Source organism: Burkholderia sp. Se-20378 (genome assembly GCF_017104665.1).
Lineage (GTDB): Bacteria > Pseudomonadota > Gammaproteobacteria > Burkholderiales > Burkholderiaceae > Burkholderia > Burkholderia lata.
On record NZ_JAAGPG010000001.1, the window covers coordinates 1 to 19167 of the forward strand.

General features: G+C 66.4%; 16 protein-coding genes. 12 read left to right on the top strand and 4 right to left on the bottom strand.

Annotation, left to right across the window (positions count from 1 at the left end; all coding sequences use genetic code 11):
- Positions 1–75: 75 nt before the first annotated feature.
- The 4 genes from G3N93_RS00005 to G3N93_RS00020 form a co-directional block, all read right to left on the bottom strand.
- Complete coding sequence (locus G3N93_RS00005) at positions 76–954, bottom strand: c-type cytochrome (RefSeq protein WP_206131979.1); 879 nt, start codon at positions 952–954, stop codon at positions 76–78.
- A complete protein-coding gene (locus G3N93_RS00010) occupies positions 955–2433 on the bottom strand; it encodes an FAD-dependent oxidoreductase (RefSeq protein WP_174932436.1) in 1479 nt (492 codons plus the stop codon). It abuts the gene before it with no gap.
- 62 nt (positions 2434–2495) lie between these two features.
- On the bottom strand, positions 2496–3173 hold the full coding sequence (locus tag G3N93_RS00015) for a TetR/AcrR family transcriptional regulator (RefSeq protein WP_206131980.1): 678 nt from the start codon (positions 3171–3173) through the stop codon (positions 2496–2498).
- 10 nt (positions 3174–3183) lie between these two features.
- A complete protein-coding gene (locus G3N93_RS00020) occupies positions 3184–3879 on the bottom strand; it encodes a hypothetical protein (protein WP_174938242.1) in 696 nt (231 codons plus the stop codon).
- 736 nt (positions 3880–4615) lie between these two features.
- On the opposite strand from G3N93_RS00020, the gene G3N93_RS00025 reads away from it, so the two are divergent.
- From G3N93_RS00025 to G3N93_RS00080, 12 genes are all read left to right on the top strand, one after another.
- Complete coding sequence (locus G3N93_RS00025; protein WP_174938171.1) at positions 4616–5755, top strand: ATP-binding protein; 1140 nt, start codon at positions 4616–4618, stop codon at positions 5753–5755.
- 441 nt (positions 5756–6196) lie between these two features.
- Positions 6197–7354: an efflux RND transporter periplasmic adaptor subunit gene (locus G3N93_RS00030; RefSeq protein ID WP_174932429.1), complete on the top strand. Its 1158-nt coding sequence runs from the start codon at positions 6197–6199 to the stop codon at positions 7352–7354.
- Positions 7355–7374: 20 nt separating this feature from the next.
- On the top strand, positions 7375–10518 hold the full coding sequence (locus tag G3N93_RS00035; RefSeq protein WP_174932427.1) for a multidrug efflux RND transporter permease subunit: 3144 nt from the start codon (positions 7375–7377) through the stop codon (positions 10516–10518).
- Between the two features lie 4 nt (positions 10519–10522).
- Positions 10523–11965, top strand: coding sequence for an efflux transporter outer membrane subunit (locus G3N93_RS00040; protein WP_206131981.1), 1443 nt, complete (start codon positions 10523–10525; stop codon positions 11963–11965).
- 113 nt (positions 11966–12078) lie between these two features.
- Entirely contained in the window at positions 12079–12768 is a 690-nt protein-coding gene (locus G3N93_RS00045) for a response regulator (RefSeq protein WP_174932423.1), read from the top strand.
- 32 nt (positions 12769–12800) lie between these two features.
- Positions 12801–13022, top strand: a complete 222-nt coding sequence (locus tag G3N93_RS00050; RefSeq protein WP_206131982.1) for a hypothetical protein — start codon at positions 12801–12803, stop codon at positions 13020–13022.
- 20 nt (positions 13023–13042) lie between these two features.
- Positions 13043–13660, top strand: coding sequence for a DUF3331 domain-containing protein (locus G3N93_RS00055; protein WP_206122509.1), 618 nt, complete (start codon positions 13043–13045; stop codon positions 13658–13660).
- A gap of 138 nt (positions 13661–13798) precedes the next feature.
- Positions 13799–15373, top strand: a complete 1575-nt coding sequence (locus G3N93_RS00060; RefSeq protein WP_206131983.1) for a Na+/H+ antiporter — start codon at positions 13799–13801, stop codon at positions 15371–15373.
- Positions 15374–15518: 145 nt separating this feature from the next.
- Entirely contained in the window at positions 15519–16145 is a 627-nt protein-coding gene (locus G3N93_RS00065; protein ID WP_241026326.1) for a paraquat-inducible protein A, read from the top strand.
- Positions 16142–16789, top strand: coding sequence for a paraquat-inducible protein A (locus tag G3N93_RS00070; RefSeq protein ID WP_206122506.1), 648 nt, complete (start codon positions 16142–16144; stop codon positions 16787–16789). Before G3N93_RS00065 ends, G3N93_RS00070 begins: the two co-directional genes overlap by 4 nt.
- Positions 16786–18456 (top strand): intermembrane transport protein PqiB, encoded by a 1671-nt coding sequence (locus G3N93_RS00075; protein WP_206131984.1) that lies wholly within the window; start codon positions 16786–16788, stop codon positions 18454–18456. The genes G3N93_RS00070 and G3N93_RS00075 overlap by 4 nt, the downstream gene beginning before the upstream one ends.
- Entirely contained in the window at positions 18453–19100 is a 648-nt protein-coding gene (locus G3N93_RS00080) for a membrane integrity-associated transporter subunit PqiC (RefSeq protein ID WP_206131985.1), read from the top strand. The genes G3N93_RS00075 and G3N93_RS00080 overlap by 4 nt, the downstream gene beginning before the upstream one ends.
- Positions 19101–19167 lie beyond the last annotated feature (67 nt).

Below are 19167 nucleotides of genomic sequence, written 5' to 3' on the forward strand. Positions count from 1 at the left end.
CCCGTTCCGGCGCGGCGCGACCGCCCGCCCGCGTCGTCGCGACACGCGGGCGGGATCGCCACGTCACGCCCGGCGTCACCTGACGCCACCGCCCTCGCGCCCGGAAGACACGTTGGCCAGGTAATACGCCACAGCGCGGATGTCATCGCCGGACAACCTCGCGACAGCCGCATGCATCGCGCCGGCCGAATCGCCACGATTCCCGGTCTTGATGGCGGTGATCTGCTTCACGAGATCCGCCTCATCGTGATTCGCGAGGCGCGGCGCACGATCCGCCGATGCGGTCGCCGCCGCGGCGTGCGCCGGCGCGATACTCGCCAGATAATGCGCAACGGCACGAATGTCCTCGTCCGACAACGCCGCGGCCACGCCATTCATCGCGCCCGTCTCGTCATGCCGCTTGCCCGCGCGGAACGCGACGAGCTGGTCCGCCAGATAGGCCTCGCCCTGCCCCGCGAGGCGAGGCGCGCGTTCGTTGCCCGTCAGGCCTGCACCATGACAGGCGACGCAGCTCCTCGCCTGCACCACCGCCATGCCGCGCGTCGCGAGCGCCGCGTCGACCCGGATACTCTCGTTCTGCACCGGCGCCTGCCGCGCGAAATACGCGGCCAGCAGCTTCATCTGTTGCTCGTCCATGCCGCGCGCAAGCGGCCCCATGGTTGGGTCCGGCCGGCGGTCGCTGGCGAACGCGCGCAACTGGGCCTCGAGGTAGGCCGCCGGCTGGCCGGACAGCGCCGGGTATCCGCCGTTACCGGACTGCCCGCGCGGGCCGTGACAGATAAAGCACGTCTCCTGCGGCTGCGGCCACGGGCCGGCATCGGCCTTGAGCGCGTCGACTTCGCGATCCAGCGCTTTCCCGAAGCGGTAATAGCCGTACAGATCGCGCCCGAACAACACGCCGGCCGCCGACGCCGCAGCCACCACGACTACGCCGATGATCAATGCTCGCTTCACTCAAGCCTCCGTCGTCCGATGCGCGAGCGCACCCAATACCTGCAGCGCGGCGCGATGCCCCGAACGCACCGCGCCATCCATGGCGCCGGCCCAGATGTCGGCCGTCTCCGTTCCTGACCAGATCAGCCGCCCGACCGGCGGGTGCAGGTACTCGCCCCATTTCGTCCAGAAGCCGGGCGGAATCGGATGAATGCAGGTCAGCGACCACGGATCCACCTTGCCCCAGTCGTAATCGTGGAACTGCGTCGGGCGCAGCGCCTTGTCGCCGAGCGCCTGCGCATAGATCGCGGAAAGCGTCCGTTCCGCCACCTTCGCGTCGCTCGCGAGCGCGCCCGGTGCGATGAAGCCGTTGATGACGCCGATCGAACCGTCCGGCGGCGAATTGTCATAGGCCCACAGCAGCGGGCTGTTGACCGGAATGACCTGCCCGTTGCACCCGTCGTCCCGCCAGAACGGCCGGTCGTAGACGTGCACCGTCTTGCGCATCGGCGCATACGCCGGCCACCGGCGCTGCAACTGCGCGCGGCCGTCCGGCAGCGGCGGGTCGAACACGACCTGGTTGCACAGCGCCGGATTCAACGCGACGATCACGCGGCGCGCGCGCACCACACCCTGGTCGGTAGTGAGTTCGACCACGTCGCGATTCCAGCCGGCAATCTTGCGCACCGGGCAGGACAGCTTCACCCGCTCGCCGAGTTCGTTCGCCATCCTGATGCTCAACACCTGCGAACCGCCGACGAAACGCGACTCCTGCGCGCCGCCCTTGATCGACTCGAGCTGGTCGTAATCGCTGTTCGCGCTATTGATCGTGGCCAGATAGTGCAGCAGGCCGAGCTGCGCCGGCGCCGTGCCGAGCGACAACCGGGCCGCCAGGCTGAACGAGAATTTCTCCTCGTTGGTCAGGCCTTGCTGCGCGAGCCACGCGCCCAGCGACATGGTGTCGAGCGCCGCCGCATTCGGCGCCTTCCACGGCGCCGCCGACGGCACGTGCTTCGCCAACGCGTTGAGCCGCGCCGCGATCACCGGGTTGCCGCCCACCGTGCCCTGCGTGTCCTGGGCCACCCGCGCACCGTCCGCGAGAAACACCGTCTTGCCGGCGTAGTAGGTATCGAAGGTATCGACCTTCAGCTCGCGCGCGAGATCGACGATCGCCGTCTGGCCGGGACCGAACCATTGACCGCCGGCTTCGGAGATTCGCCCGCCGCCGAGGTCGTGGTTGTAGGTGCGCCCGCCGACGCGATCGCGCGCCTCGAGCACGACGAACGATTCACATCCGGCACGCTTCAGGTCGCGCGCGGCCGTCAGCCCCGCGAGCCCCGCGCCGATGATCGCGACGTCGAGCACGCCATCGTTCCCGGTGACTGCGCTGGCCGCATGCGCGAACGACACTTCGCCGGCCGCGAGCGACGCAGCGCCCACCGCCGCGACGCGCAACAGGTTGCGCCGGGTCTGTGCATCCGGCCTGGGTTTGCGATTCATTCTTCTGTTCCTTCCGTCCTCGTCAGTTTGTCCTTGCACCGGCACGCCGCGATGGCGCGCGGTCACGCCATCGGCTCGCCGCACGGGCTGCCCGCGAACACCCGCGTCACCGCCGCGTCGACCCACGCGTCGGTCAGGTGCCACCGTCCGCTCGCGCCGTCGGGCAACACGTCGTCACCCAGTCCCGTCAGGCCGAGCGTCAGCCACTCGATCGGCAACGGCAGCCGCATGTCGGTGGGCTCGGCAAGCTCGGCGGCACGCGCCGCCACCCGAACCCGCTGTTCGTTCAGAAATGCGGCGAACCGCACGCGGAACGGCTGGTCGTGCACGGACAGGAGCGCCGCTTCCATCCACATCACGCACGCGTCAGGCTGGCGATAGCGCTGCCTGAAGTACGCGTGCAGCGCACGCTCCGTCACCTCGCGGCCATCGCGCGCTTCGACGATGCGCATCAGTTCACGCTCGACGTCTTCGTGATCGCGCTTCAGCAGTTCGAGCAACACGACCGTCTTGTCGCGGAAATTCGAATAGAACGCGCCGCGCGTATAGCCCGCCTCGACGGCGATTCGCTCGATGCTCGCCGCCGCATATCCTCTTTCGGCGAAGATCGTGCGTGCCGCTTGCAGCAGACGCTCCCGTGTGTCGCCATCGCCTTTCCTTCCGCGCGGAGGCGTCGGCCTCACCGCATGCGCGGACTGATCCTCGACGTTGATTCCACCCCTCGCCATATCCTCATTCATGTCAGGATTCCTATTCGAACGAGGTAAATTCATGCCACCGGAGAACGCGAGCAGCCCCGACCCGCTCGGCATGACGCGTCCGTTCCAGCGCGCAGTAGGCGTAATAGATCGCGACCGCGAAATACGACCACGTCAGCAATGCCAGCACGGGAAAGCTGAATACGGCGCCGTGCGCATTGCCGGGCATCTTGTACAGGTCGTCGACGTACGCGACGATCAGCGACAGCACGAGCGCCAGCGTCGTGGTCGTCGCATGCCACGCTTCCCCGGCACGCAACAGCCGCCCGACGAAATAGACCAGATAGAGCGCCAGCAACGCCCACATCGCGACGTAGAAATACGGCAGGACGGTATCGACGAATTCGAGTGTCATCAGCGCCATCGTTCCCACCGCGGCGATCCCGAACAACATGACGACCTGCTGGGCCATCGGCCTGTATTCGTGCGTGACGGCCATCATGCCGGCAGCCGCGATCACCGGGATGCCGAACCCTCTCGTGAACGTGTCCAGGAAATGCGCGACGCCGGACGCGCATGACCAGCCCGTCGCCATGAAAACCAGCGCATTGACGGAGGACGCCGTCACGACCCACCAGGCGACGCCGAGCAGCGGGTTACGCCGCCGGACGAACTTCAGTCCGTAGGTGCCGGTCGCCCATGCCAGCAAGGCGACGGACAACCCGATGTCAGGAGATCTGAAATCCATCATGAAACTTCCCGTACCGATTCGGTTCGATGCTTCATTGCTTTCCCGGCTCGACGTTCGCCCGACTCGATTGCGCGCGCCCACCGGGGTGCGCGTGTTTCCCGTTCGCATCGGCCGCGACACTGCAACCTTCGTCGATCCTCGCCTCGTCCATCGAGCACCGTCGGATCAAGCGAATCGGGATACCTCATAAATAGAAAACGTTGACTACTGTAGGTCATGATACATAACAACTGGACATGAAAAAAAGCAGGGTATTCCCCTGCCTCGAAAACACCTGAGCCGCTCGAAATCATCAGGGAAGCATCCAGCCAACCGAGGCGCAACACGCCTGTCAGCCCGTCCCGCGCGGCAACGCCAGCGTCGCTCGACTTCCAACGTACGCCGAACCATCGTGTCATTCGATCGCCAATTTCGTGCGGTAATATTGCGATTCGAAGGAATGAATAGCAGGATCCCAAGCGGACACCATGATTGAAGAACCCATACCGTCCCGCACACATCGCGCTGTTCGGCCGCTGTCTCTGTCGGTCGGGAACGTTCCCGTCGATACCCGCCCGGCCTTTTCCAGTCTCGAGCGACATCGCACCGCCGGCACACCTGCCGCGGGAAACCTCGACGCACCGACGCACGCCTTTTACCCACCCCAGTCACGCCCTTCCCCTGACACTACGGCAATCCAATCGCACGACCGTCCCGTCGTCACTCGACGCAACGCCACGCTTGGGAGCACGAAATGAAACTCAGTGGGCTGGGCCGCAAGATTGCGGTGTCGATGGCGGAGCTGGCGCTAGGCATCACGCTGGTCGTCGTGCTGATGGTCTATGCGTTCTACTACGTGATGCTCCGGCACTGGGGCGACTATTGCAACCAGGCGAGCTGGATTCCGTCGAACCCCGAATGGCTATGGCTGGGCATGACGCTCCTGATCGGCCTGATACTCGCCATTGTCGTGTCGGCCCGACTCGCGCATCGCATTCTCGTGCCGCTCAACTCGGTCGCGGACAGCATTCGCCGCGTCGCCAAGGGCGACCTGACCGCGCGCGCCGTTGCCGGCGATCGATCGATCCGCGAAGCGGCGCTGATCGCGGACGACTTCAATGCGCTCGCGGCCCAGTTGCAGCGCATGACGGACGAGCAGGCATTCTGGAATGCCGCGATCGCGCACGAACTGCGTACACCGGTCACGGTCCTGCGCGGGCGGTTGCAGGGGCTGACGGAAGGTGTCTTCCAGCCGGGCGACGCGCTGTTCCGAAGCCTGTTGACCCAGGCGGAAGGACTGACGCGCCTGATCGAGGATCTCCGCGTGATCAGCCTCGCCGAAAGCGGGCATCTGAGCGTCAGCATCCAGGAGACCAATCTGGCCACGCACGTCAAGGCGGTCGTCGAGATGTTCGAGGATTCGCTGGCCGCGGCCGGTCAACACATGGTGCTCGATCTCGACACGCGGCCCGTCCACTGCGACCCGTTCCGGATGCGCCAGGCGCTGCTTGCACTGCTGGAGAATGCGCGGCGCTATGCGGTGCCCGGCACGATCCGCATTCACACGCGCGTCGAAAACGGTGCGTGCCGCTTGCAGGTCGAAGACGACGGGCCGGGCATTCCGGCCGATTACGCCGCGCAGATTTTCGATGCGTTCAGGCGCGTGGACGACGCGGATTCCAGCCAGAAGGGCGGCAGCGGCCTGGGGCTGGCCGTGGTTGCGGCCATTGCGCAAGCTCACGACGGAGAGGCATCGTGCCGCCCGACTGCGCGCGGCGGCACGGTGTTCGAGTTGCGCTGGCCCGACGGCCCCGCTTCGCCGCGCATGGCAGCACCGAGCCGGAAGGACGCGCCGCCCACCACGCAGCGCACCGCCGATACCGACCCACGGTAAGCCTCCCGGCGAGCGGTCGATGCGCCTTGTGCGCCCGGCCGACGCCCCCCCCCCTTCCTCGCCCTCCTGCCGCCACTACAGCGGCACGGAAGGTGCGCGGGCCTGATCCAGGCCCACGCCGCCCCCACCGAAGCGAACCTCGCAATAGCGCCCCCGAGCACCGGCCCGCGCATGCCGACGGCACGCACGACTACCCCCACAATTCATCAGATGATTGCGGCATTCCGGGATTCCCGCGCCGCCCACCCTGCTTCCAGATAGCGCCGAGCCGCCCCGGAGCCCGTCATCTTCTGGCTCGGCCCGCCTCCGGATCGCCCGCCCGCCAATCTTTCGCGCCCTCCATCAAACCTCCATCTTTCCGCACAAAAAACTCCATCGGGCCCACGCACACTTCGCTCCGAAAATGCGGGCCACTGGGTGCCTGCGTCCCATGGAGTCCACATGAAAAATCAGAAACGAGCCTGCTACGGTGCCGTGTGCGCGCTGGTGGCGGCGATGCTGGCGGGCTGCGGGCCCTCCGAACAGCAGGCCGCTGCGCCGGCCACCCCGGTTGCGGCGATGACGCTGGCGGGCGCCCCCCTCGACCTGACCGAAGACCTGCCGGGCCGCGTCGCGGCCGTCCGGATCGCCGAGATCCGGCCGCAGGTCAGCGGCATCGTGCAGCGACGGCTGTTCGAGCAGGGCACGGAAGTCCGTGCCGGCCAGCCGCTGTTCCAGATCAACCCCGCGCCGTTCAAGGCCGACATGGACACGGCCGCGGCGGCCCTGCAACGTGCGGAAGCCGCGCTCGCACGCGCCAAGGTGCAGACCACCCGGCTCAAGCCGCTGGTCGAGGCCGACGCGATCAGCCGCCAGGTGTATGACGACTCGGTGTCGCAACGCGACCAGGCTGCCGCCGACGTCGCCCAGGCTCGCGCGACGCTCGCCCGCCGCCAGCTCGACCTGAAGTTCGCGACCGTCGAAGCGCCGATCACGGGCCGCATCGACCAGGCCCTCGTGACCGAGGGTGCACTGGTCGCGAGCAGCGACAGCCAGCCGATGGCACGCATCCAGCAGATCGACCAGGTCTACGTGGACGTGCGCCAGCCGGCCGCATCGCTCGAATCGCTGCGCGGCGCGCTCGCGGCCCAGCCGGACACATCAGGCAACGGGCTGCCGGTCGACGTGCTGCGCGACGACGACTCGCGCTACGACGTGAAGGGCCGCATGCTGTTCTCGGGCGTCAACGTCGACCCGGGCACCGGCGACGTGCTGCTGCGCGTGCTGGTCGACAACCCGAAGCGCGAACTGCTGCCGGGCATGTACGTGCGTGCCCGCATCCCGCGTGGACACTACGAGAACGCGCTGACCGTGCCGCAACAGGCGATCGTCCGCGCGGGCGGCAAGCCGCAGGTCTGGGTGCTCGACGCAAAGAGCCAGGCGCACCTGAAGGCCATCGAAGTGGGCGAGCTGACGAACCGCAGCTATCGCATCAAGTCGGGTCTGCAAGCGGGCCAGAAGGTCGTCGTCGAAGGCATGGAGCGCCTGAGCGACGGCGCGACCGTGACGGCGACCGCATGGAAGGCGCCTGAAGCGGTCAAGACCGCTTCGTCGCACTGAGTCACGGGGAGCCTCCAGTCATGTCCCAATTCTTCATCCGGCGCCCGGTCTTCGCGTGGGTGATCGCCCTCTTCATCATCCTGCTGGGCCTGATCGCCATCCCCGAACTGCCGGTTGCGCGCTACCCGTCGGTCGCGCCGCCCACCGTCACCATTACCGCCACCTACCCGGGCGCCACGCCGCAGACGATGACCGACAGCGTGCTGAGCCTCATCGAGCGCGAGCTGTCCGGCGTCCGGAACCTGCTGTACTTCGAATCGGCGTCGGATACCTCCGGCCAGGCGAAGATCACCGCGACCTTCAAGCCCGGCACCGATTCGGCGATGGCGCAGGTCGAAGTGCAGAACAAGCTCAAGTCGGTCGAGCCGCGCCTGCCGCCCGTCGTGCGGCAAAACGGCGTGATCGTCGAATCTGCCTCTACCGGCTTCCTGTTGTTCGTCGGCCTGAAGTCGGACAGCGGCCGCTATGACGAAAACGCGCTGGCCGACTACATGGCGCGCAACGTCGTCGAGGATCTGCGACGCGTCGAAGGCGTCGGCAAGGTGCAACTGTTCGGCTCCGAACAGGCGATGCGCATCTGGGTCGATCCGCAGAAGCTGATCACCTACGGCCTGTCGATGAACGACCTGACGACGGCCGTCGCCCAGCAGAACGTGCAGATCGCGCCGGGCAGCCTCGGTGCGGCGCCCGCGCTGCCGGGCCAGCGCGTGACGGTCCCGCTCACCGCGCAAGGCCAGCTCACGTCGCCCGAGCAGTTCGCGAAGATCGTGCTGCGCGCGAACGCGAACGGCTCGAAGGTCGTGCTCGGCGATGTCGCACGGGTCGAACTCGGCCCGCAGTCGTTCACCTTCGTCAACAGCGAGAACGGCAAACCCGCCACCTTCGCCGGCGTGCAGCTCGCGCCGGGCGCCAATGCGGTGAAGACCGCCGAGGCCGTGCGCGAGCAACTGGACATGATCGCCAAGACGATGCCGGCCGGCATGACCTACTCGATCCCGTTCGATACCGCGCCGTTCGTGAAGATCTCGATCGAGAAGGTGATTCACACGCTGATCGAAGCGATGGTGCTCGTGTTCCTGGTGATGTACCTGTTCCTGCAGAACGTGCGCTACACGCTGATTCCGGCGATCGTCGCGCCGGTGGCGATGCTCGGCACCTTCACGGTCATGCTGATGACAGGCTTCTCGATCAACGTGCTGACGATGTTCGGCATGGTGCTCGCGATCGGCATCATCGTCGACGATGCGATCGTCGTCGTGGAAAACGTCGAACGCCTGATGGTGGAAGAAGGCCTGTCGCCGAAGGACGCGACGATCAAGGCCATGAAGGAAATCACCGGCGCCATCATCGGCATCACGCTGGTGCTGACGGCCGTGTTCCTGCCGATGGCGATGTCGAGCGGTTCGGTCGGCGTGATCTATCAGCAGTTCACGATGTCGATGGCCGTGTCGATCATGTTCTCGGCCCTGCTCGCGCTGACGCTGACGCCGGCCCTGTGCGCGACGATGCTCAAGCCGGTCGAGCATGGCCACCACGAGAAGCGCGGCTTCTTCGGCTGGTTCAACCGCCGCTTCGACCGCATGACGAACTGGTACGAAACGCGCGTCGGCAAGCTGGTCGGCCGTACGGGCCGCGTGATGCTGCTGTTCGTCGCGATTTCCACCGCGCTGGTGTTCGGCTTCCGCATGCTGCCGTCGTCGTTCCTGCCCGAGGAAGACCAGGGCTACTTCATGACCGGCTTCCTGCTCCCATCGGATTCGACCGTCGAGCGCACGGGCGACGTGGTCAAGACCCTCGAGAAGCATCTCGCATCGCGTCCGGGCATCGAGTCGAGCATCTCCATCATCGGCTACGGCTTCTCCGGCCTCGGCTCCAACGCGGCACTGAACTACGCGGTGCTCAAGGACTGGGACAAGCGCGAAGGGGCAACCGCGATGGACGAAGCGATGCGCGCGCAGGCTGCGATGGGCGGCGTGACGGAAGGCACGGTCATGAGCCTGTTGCCGCCGGCGATCGACGGGCTGGGCACCAGCTCGGGCTTCACGATGCGCCTGCAGGATCGCGCGAACCAGGGCTACGCGGCACTCAAGGCGGCTGAAGCCAAGCTGCTCGAACTGGCCGCGCAAAGCAAGGTGGTGACCGGCGTCTATCCGGACAGCCTGCCGGCCGGCACGAGCGTGAAGCTGGACATCGACCGCGACAAGGCCGAAGCGCTCGGCGTGTCGTTCACGACCATCAGCGACACGCTGTCGGCCGCGATGGGTTCGACCTACGTGAACGACTTCCCGAACGCGGGCCGCATGCAGCAGGTGATCATCCAGGCCGATGCACCGGCACGCATGCAGATCGAGAACGTGATGAAGCTCTACGTGCGCAACGCGACCGGCGGCATGGTGCCGCTGTCCGAAGTGGTGCGCCCGGTCTGGTCGGAAACCCCGCTGCAGCTGGTGCGCTTCCAGGGTTACCCGTCTGCACGGATCTCCGGCGGCTCGGCCCCCGGCTACTCCAGCGGCGCGGCCATGGTCGAGATGGAGCGTCTGGCTGCGCAGTTGCCGCCGGGCTTCACGGTCGCGTGGACCGGCCAGTCGCTGCAGGAGCGTGAATCGGCTTCGCAGGCGCCGATGCTGATGGCGCTGTCGATGGTCGTCGTGTTCCTGGTGCTCGCGGCGCTGTACGAAAGCTGGGCGATTCCGCTGTCGGTGATGCTGGTAGTGCCACTCGGCCTGATCGGCGCGCTCGGCGCGGTGATGCTGCGCGGGATGCCGAACGACGTGTTCTTCAAGGTCGGGATGATTACCGTGATCGGCTTGTCGGCGAAGAACGCGATCCTGATCGTGGAAGTCGCGAAGCAGTTGCGCGAGGAAGGCATGGGGCTGATCGAGTCGGCCGTGCAGGCCTCCAAGCTGCGTCTGCGCCCGATCCTGATGACCTCGCTCGCGTTCGGCCTCGGCGTCGTACCGCTGATGATCGCGACCGGCGCAAGCGCCGAAACGCAGCACGCGATCGGCACCGGCGTGTTCGGCGGCATGGTGACCGCCACCGTGCTGGCCATTTTCTTCGTTCCGGTTTTCTACGTGTTCGTGATGAGCATCCAGGAACGCATCTCGGCATGGCGCGCATCCGGCAAGAAGCCCGCCACCGTGACCCACGAACATGAAGGTTGATGCCATGCGATCACTCATTCTTTCCGCCGCGGTTTCCGCCGCGCTCGCGCTGTCGGCGTGCTCGATGGCGCCGAAGCTGGTCAAGCCCGAGATGCCGGTGCCGACCGCCTATACGACCGCTGCCGCGGCCGACCAGCACGCGAACGCGGCCGATCTCGGCTGGCGCACGATGTTCGGCGACCGTCGCCTGCAGCGCCTGATCGAGCTCGCGCTCGAGAACAACCGCGACCTGCGCCTGGCCGCGCTGAACGTCCAGGCTGCCGAAGCGCAGTACGGCATCCAGCGTTCCGCGCGCCTGCCGTCGATCGGCGCCGGCGCGAGCTTCACGCGCCAGCGCACGGCCGCCGACTCGCAATCGAACCCGCCGCTGCTCGAAAACACGCAGAACCAGTACGGCGTGAACGTCGGCCTCAGCGCGTTCGAGATCGACCTGTTCGGCCGCGTGAAGTCGCTGTCCGACGCGGCGTTCGCTCGCTACCTCGCGACCGATCACGGCCGCCGGGCGGTGCAGATCGCGCTCGTCGGCTCCGTGGCCAACGCGTATTTCGCCGAGCGTCTCGCGCAGGAACAGCGTGCGCTGTCCGAACGCACGCTGAACGACTGGCGCCAGTCGCTCGACCTCGCGCGCCGCCTCAAGCTCGCGGACCAGGCCAGCGGCGTCGACATCGCGCAGGCCGAAGGCCAGGTCGCGAGCGCCAGCGCCGATCTCGAAGCGCGTTCGCGCGCGGTCGAGCAGGCCAACAACGCGCTGCGGCTGCTGGTCGGCACCGACCTGCCGAAGAACCTGCCCGATCCGCTGTCGCTGGAACGCCAGCCGGTGATGACCCAACTGCCGGCCGGCCTGCCGTCGGAATTGCTGTACCGCCGGCCGGACATCCAGCAGGCCGAGCAGAATCTCGTCGCCGCCAATGCCGACATCGGCGCGGCGCGCGCGGCATTCTTCCCGCGCCTGTCGCTGACCTCGTCGATCGGCTTCCTCAGCCCGGGGCTGGGCAGCCTGTTCGACGGCGGCCAGCGCGTGTGGAGCTTCGCGCCGCAGGTCACATTGCCGATCTTCCAGGGCGGCCGGCTGCGTTCCGAGCTGAATCTCGCGGAAGTGCGCAAGTCCAGCGCGGTCGTCGAGTACGAACGCTCGATCCAGACCGCGTTCCGCGAAGTGGCCGACGGCCTCGCCGGGCGCGAGACCTTCAGCCGCCAGATCGACGCGCAGTCCCGCGTAGTCAAGAGCGCCGAGCGCCGTACCGATCTCGTGAACCTGCGCTATCGCGCCGGCATCGAGGATCGGCTGGAACTGCTCGACTCGCAGCGACAGCTGTATGCCGCGCGCCAGGCGTTGCTGGATCTGCGCAATGCCGAACTGGACAACGCGGTCGCGCTCTACAAGGCGCTCGGTGGCGGGCTGACCGACACCGACGTGCCGCCCGCCAACAACGTGGCGAAAAGCTGAGCCATGCACCGTCGCCAATCCGTTCGCGACGATTGAAAGCACGGTGAAGTCCGGCGGCGCACGTGCCGCGCCGCCGGCCCGCCTACCGGTCACGCTCACTTCCAGTGAACCCGATGAACCCTCTGATACTCATTGCCGAAGACGATCCGGAGATCGCCGAAATACTCGACGCCTACCTCGCCCACGACGGCTTTCGCACCTATCGCGTCGGTCACGGCCAGGCCGTGCTCGACGTGCAGCCCGTGCTGAAGCCCGACCTGATCCTGCTCGACGTCAGGATGCCGCAGAAGGACGGCTGGGAGGTCCTGGTCGAACTGCGTCGCCGCGTCGACACGCCGATCGTCATCATCACGGCGCTCGATCGCGAGATCGATCGCTTGCAGGGGCTGCGTTTCGGCGCGGACGACTACATCACGAAGCCGTTCAATCCGGCCGAGGTAGTCGCGCGCATCCGCGCGATCCTGCGTCGTCTCGAAACGGCGTCGTCCGGGCGTTTCATCAAGGTCGGCAACCTTGAAATCGACACGCAAAGCTACCTGACCACCGTCCGCACGGACGCCGGAGAAACCGGCGTCTCGCTGACGCTGACCGAATTCCGGCTGCTCGCGCACCTGGCCGGCTCGCCGAACCGCGTGTTCACGCGCAGCGAACTGATCGACGCCTGCCTCGCCGACGTCGATGCGCTGGAGCGCACCGTCGACAGCCATATCAGCCGGCTGCGCAAGAAACTCGAATGCGCGGGCGCGTCCGGGACGCCGGAGGTGATGCGCGGCGTCGGCTACCGGCTGCGCAGCACCCCGTGAATGCATGTCATGGAGCGCGGCTGCGCGTGGCGATGATAGTCGGACTCCTGACGATTTCCGTCGTGCTGACGATCGCGACCGGATGGTTCGTCGTCTACGGTCTGTTTCTCGCCGTTTCGTCTGCTGCGACCGACAACCCGATCGCGGCCGTGATCCGGGAGACGCCGAGCTATCTGATGCTCGCCGTCGTGCTGCTGATCGCGCTGGTCGCAACGATCGTCGACCTCGTCAGACTGGCGCGCGGAACGGACTGATAGCCACAGGCGGACGCGCATTGCGCGCCTGTGGCCGCGCTGCGATTCCGCTGTTTTTGATTCGTTACGGGAAAAACTTCTCTTCCAGAGATCCGATCAACTGCATGCGCGCAGCGAGGTACGAAATGAGAAATCAGGGAAATGTCTCTTCGTCAATCGATGGCGATTCTCGCGAACTGGAAAGAAGCGATGATCCACCCGTTGGCTGCGTAAAGCTGATTCCGATCGACGCAATCGAACCCGAGCAACGCTGGCGCCACATGATGCACTCGCTCAACACCTGCAGCGACGGCGCACGAATCACCCGGCAGCGCAGGGATTGCGTGGTCGATTCACGTAGAAAAACGACTTCGGGCGATCGATCGAGGTGCAGCGCAGCGATCGATATCCTCGATCAACCGACGGCCAGCACGGTGGTGCTTTCGTGGCGGGATTCAACTGGCGGACATTACGGCTATCAAAATTGGCATAAAGGATTTGCCAGACGTCCAGGGTTATGCGCGATGAGCGGCATGCCCATCACGCCGGGCGACGAGATTTTTCGGCCCAGCGTACGAAATGGCCGACCGACGAACTGGTCCGCGATGATCCTCGCGATTCACATCTCCTGCATCGACTTTGCCCGGATCACGAAATAGCAGTGGCGCCCTTCAAACGCCCAGCCGGACGCGGAAGCTGTCCGGCTCCTGGAAACCGGGCCGCCCATTGCGCCTTCCGTCCGACTGAAGCGCTCATGGGCAGCCCAACGCCAAAGCGCTGACAACAGACCCCTCACCATGGCCATTTTCGAATTGATGATCGCGCTGCTACTGGCGATCCTTGTCTTGCACTACGTCGGGCACAAGCTCGGGCTCCCCCCTGCCGTCGCACTGATCATCGGCGGCGGTTTCATCGCCTTTCTGCCCGGCCTGCCCGAGGTGCACATCGATCCGGAACTGGTGCTGGTGATTTTCCTGCCGCCTTTGCTGCTGGACAGTGCCCTCGGCATTTCGCTCGACCATCTGCGCCGGCACATGCTGGGCGTCGGGGCCCTGGCGATCGGCGCGGTGCTGTTCACCACCGTCGTGGTGGCCCTCGTCACCCACTGGCTCGTGCCTTCCCTGCCCTGGGCGGCTTGCGCGGCCCTGGGCGCACTGGTCGCGCCGCCGGATGCGGTATCGGCCCGCGCCGCGCTGCAGCAAGTGAAACTGCCGCGCCGCCTCCTGATCCTCCTGGAAGGAGAAAGCCTGTTCAACGATGCGACGGGCCTCGTGCTGTTTCGCTTTGCGGTGGCTGCGGGCGTGACGGGCCTGTTCAGTCCGGCCGAAGCCCTTGGCAGCTTCGCACTGCTGGCGCTGGGCGGCGTCATGATCGGCGCCGTCGTGGGGGGCGCCTGGGTGATCCTGATGCGCCATCTCGACGAAGACAGCCTGGTCATCGCCGCCAGCCCGCTTTGTGCGTGGGGTTCCTATCTGCTGGCCGAACGCTTCCACGTCTCGGGGGTGATCGCCACCGTGACCACGGGGCTCATCTGTGCGTGGTTCCAGCATCGCGTGCTCAACGCGTCGGCGCGCCTGTACGGCACGGGCTTCTGGACCGTCACGATCTTCATTCTCGAGGCCTTCGTGTTCCTGATCATCGGCTCCTCGCTGCACGAGTTGATCCAGCGGGGCGACGGGCTCGACACGATGCTCGCGGAGATGGGCGTACCGGTGCTGATCGTCGTGCTTTCCGTCATCCTCGCGCGGTTTGCGTGGGTGTATGTGTCGGACGCCGCGCTCATCCTGTTGCGGAAGTTGGGCGTGACCCGCTTCCATCCGCTCGGGCTTGCCGATGCGACGGTATTGAGCTGGGCCGGCATGCGAGGGGTGATCACCCTGGCGCTCGCCGCCAGCCTGCCCGACAGTTTCCCGGGGCGCGATTTCATCCTCGTCACCGCCATTGCCGTCATCCTCGCCACCGTGCTGGTGCAGGGCCAGACGCTCGGCGCGGTGATCCGCTGGACGGGGCTCGCGGCGCCGGAAAGCGACAAGCCTCGCCTGAGCATGAGCGAGGCGGAGGCCGTGATTGCCAGGGTGCAGTACGAGTTGATGGCAAAGCGGGCCTACAACGAGGCAGGCGAACTCGTTCACCCGATGCTCCTGGACATCCACAAGCACAAGGCCGAGGACATGGCCCGCTACGCGCGGCACGCCGACGAATACAAATCCCAGCTCGATGCGCGTTCGGATACGTTGCTGGAATTGATCGCGGCGGGACGGGCCGAGCTGATGCGCCTCTACCGTGCCGGCGACATCGACGAGCACACGCTGCACGAACTGACACGCGACCTCGATCTCGAGGAACTCCGCGCCATTTCCGCCAAGGCGTGAGGAGATCGCCATCGATGGGAACGCAACGCATTCGAGCCCGCCCCGGCTCCATCATTTCTCCATCAAACCGCACAAAAGCGTCCATCGACGCCGGGCACACTGCGAAGCAAGTCATCGAGTACGCATGCGCGAGCAACACGAACCCATGGACACGTTTCCGACCCTGATCGCCTGCGAGCATTGCGACAGCGTCTACCGACGCCGCGCGCTGGCGCCTCACGAGGTCGCGCGTTGCGAGCGATGTTCCGCCGTGCTGTTTCGATCGAGCTGGCTCGATATCGACAGGTGGCTCGCGCTCGCGGTTGCGGCAGGCGTGGTGTTTGCCATCGCCAACCTCTGCCCGATCATGCGGATCAGCGTGCAGGGGCTGCATAGCGAAGCCACGCTGTGGCAATCCGCGCTCGCGCTGGCCCACGGTTTCGCCGCGCCGATCGCGATTCCGACGGCGCTGGCCATCGTGGTGGTGCCGTTCCTGCAGATCGCCACGCTGATCTGGTTGCTGGCCTTCGCCCGTGCCGGGCATCGCGCGCCCGCATTCGGCCCGCTGATGAAGCTGCTCGTCGCGCTGCGACCCTGGAGCATGATCGAGGTCGGATTGCTCGGCATCCTGATCGCCATCATCAAGCTGTCCAGCATCATGCAGATCATTCCCGGCGCGGGCTTGTGGGCCACGGCCGTGCTGATGGTGCTGATCCCGCTGATCGCGGGCCACGACACGCGCCAGCTGTGGGACTGGGTCGTGCCGGTGGAAACTTCCGGAGGCCGCCCGTGAGCCTGCCCGTGCGCGCCAGTCAGCTGGGCATGGTCGGGTGCCATACGTGCGGCCTCGTCTGCCGCACGCATGCCGCCGCCGCGCAGGATGCCCATTCGCATGCCGCCGAAGCGGAACGCTGCCCGCGATGCGGGTCCGCGCTGCACGCGCGTCGCTCGAACAGCCTCGTGCGCGCGTGGGCGCTCCTGATCGCCAGCCTGATCTTCTACCTCCCGGCCAACCTGTTGCCGGTGATGCGCACCACGCTGCTCGGCAGCCACAGCGAATCGACGATCCTCAGCGGCGTCGTGGTGTTCTGGAAAGCCGGTTCGTACGGCATCGCGTCGGTGATCTTCATCGCGAGCGTCGTCGTGCCGTGCACGAAGTTTCTCGCGATCGGCACGTTGCTCGTCACGACGGGCCGGCGCAGCGTGTCGGCCATGCGCGAGCGGGCCGTGCTGTACCGCGCGGTCGAGCTGGTCGGCTACTGGTCGATGCTCGATGTGCTGGTCGTCGCAATCATCTGTGCGCTGGTGAAGTTCGGTCCGCTGTCCGAGATCGAACCGCGCGCCGGCATTTTGTTTTTCGGCATGGTCGTCATTCTCACGATGCTGTCTGCGATGAGTTATGACCCACGCCTCATTTGGGACGCCGAGGAAGCATGAATCCTGCATCCGGCCCGCAAGGCCTCGAACCCCACGATCCGCCCGTGACACGCAACCGCGTGCGGCTTTCGCTCGTCTGGCTCGTGCCGCTCGTCGCGGCATTGATCGGCCTGTCGATGGTCATCCACGCGTGGTTGTCCGTCGGACCGGAAATCACGATCACGTTCAACACCGCACAAGGCCTCGAAGCCGGCAAGACACCCGTCAAGTACAAGGACGTCGTGATCGGCACCGTGACCGCCATCTCGCTGAGCGACGACAGTTCGCACGTGGTCGCGACCGTATCGTTCGTGAAGAATGCGCGCAACCTGATTCGCGAAGACACGCGCTTCTGGGTCGTGCGTCCCCGCGTCGGCATGAGCGGCGTATCGGGCATCGATACGCTGTTCTCCGGCGCGTACATCGGCATGGACACGGGCCGCTCGGAAAATTCGCGGAAGGCCTACACCGGGCTCGAAACGCCACCCACCGTCGTCAACGGCACGCCCGGGACGAGCTTCGCGTTGCGCGCCACCGATCTCGGCTCGCTCGATATCGGCTCGCCGGTCTATTACCGCCATCTGATGGTGGGCCACGTCGCGTCGTACAAGCTCGACATGCAGAGCCGCGACATGAACCTGCAGGTGTTCATCGATGCGCCGTACGATCGCCTGGTGACGACCGATACGCGCTTCTGGAACGCGAGCGGCATGGATCTGTCGCTCGACGCGAACGGCCTGAAGCTGAAGACCCAGTCGGTCGCGACGATCGTGGGCGGCGGCATCGCGTTCGCGACACCGGAAGACAACGATGCGGCGGCCGCCCGTGCAGGCAGCCTGTTCACGCTCGCCGACCACGAGACTGCCGCCATGGCCGCGCCGGACGGGCCGTCCCAGCTCATCCGGCTGCGCTTCGAACAGCCGTTGCGCGGGCTCGCGGTCGGCGCGCCGGTGGAATTTTCCGGCATCGACATGGGCAAGGTCGTCTCGACCCAGCTCGACTTCGACCGGTCCACCCGGCGCTTCCAGTCCATCGTCATGGTCAAGGTCTATCCGTATCGGCTCGGCCCCGTCATCGAGAAACTGCAGAAGACCGAAGGCAACGGCAATCCGCGCGCGGCCCAGTTTCTCGCGGGCCTGGTCGAGCACGGGCTCCGTGCGCAGGCGCGTACCGGCAACCTGCTGACGGAGCAGCTCTACATCTCGTTCGATTTCGTGAAAAACGCGCCGAAGGTGGCGCTCGATGCGAATGCCACGCCGCTGACCTTGCCCACCGTGCCGAGTACGTTCGACAAGCTGCCGGAGCAGCTCGCCGACATCGTCGACAAGATCAACAAGCTGCCGCTGGATTCGATCGGCAAGCATGTCGACTCGAGCCTGACGAACCTCGACGCGACGCTCAAGCAGGTCAATGGCCAGTTGCTGCCGTCGACGACGCGCATGCTCGACCAGGCGAACCAGACGTTCGGCACGTTGCGCCAGGGCATCGCCGACGACGGCCCGCTTCAGGAAAACCTGACGAACACGCTGACCGAAGTCCAGCGTACCGCGCGCTCGCTGCGCACACTCACCGACATGCTGGGCCGCCGTCCCGAATCGCTGCTCCGGGGCACCGGGGCCGATCACGCGCCGAGCGCGCCTGTCGCCCCTTCCACTTCGCCTGTCCAGCAGGAGCCACGACAACCATGAGCTTCCCGATTCGCGCCAGGACGATCGCCCTGGGCGCCGGCGCCGTCATCGCGCTGACCGCCTGCGCGTCGAACCCGGTGCATTACTACACGCTCGTCTCGCCGGCCACGGCCACGGCCACGTCCACATCCACGACGCCGACGACCGCGCGCGCCGCCGCACCGCTGGCGATCAACGTGTTGCCGGTCGGCATCCCCGCACAGCTCGACCAGCAGCAGATGGTCGTGCGCAGCGGGACGGGCACCGCGGTGATACTCGACAACGAACGCTGGGTCGCACCGCTCGGCGACGAGCTGCGCGCGGCGCTTTCGTCGGCGCTCGTCGAGCAACTGGGCGCGCGCAACGTCACCGGCCTGCCGCGTCCGTCGAACCAGACCGTCATGAGCATCCGCACGCAGGTGCGCCGCTTCGACGCGTGGCCCGGGAGCATGGCCCAGTTCGAAGCCGATTGGGTCGTCGGCGTGCAGCAGGACACGCCGGGCACGCGCATCTCGTGCAGCACGCGGCTCAACGAGGCCGCCCCTGGAAACTATGCGGACATGGTGCGCGTGCAACAGCGCATGATCGAGCAGTTCGCCGCGCGGATCGCGAGCACGGTGCGCAGCTTCGGCAACGGGCGTCCGGCCTGTCCGTCGGATTCGTAAACCGTCCCGCCCAGGGGAGCCGTCCATGGGAGCGCGCGAAGGTATCCGGTTATGGGAACCGGCTACC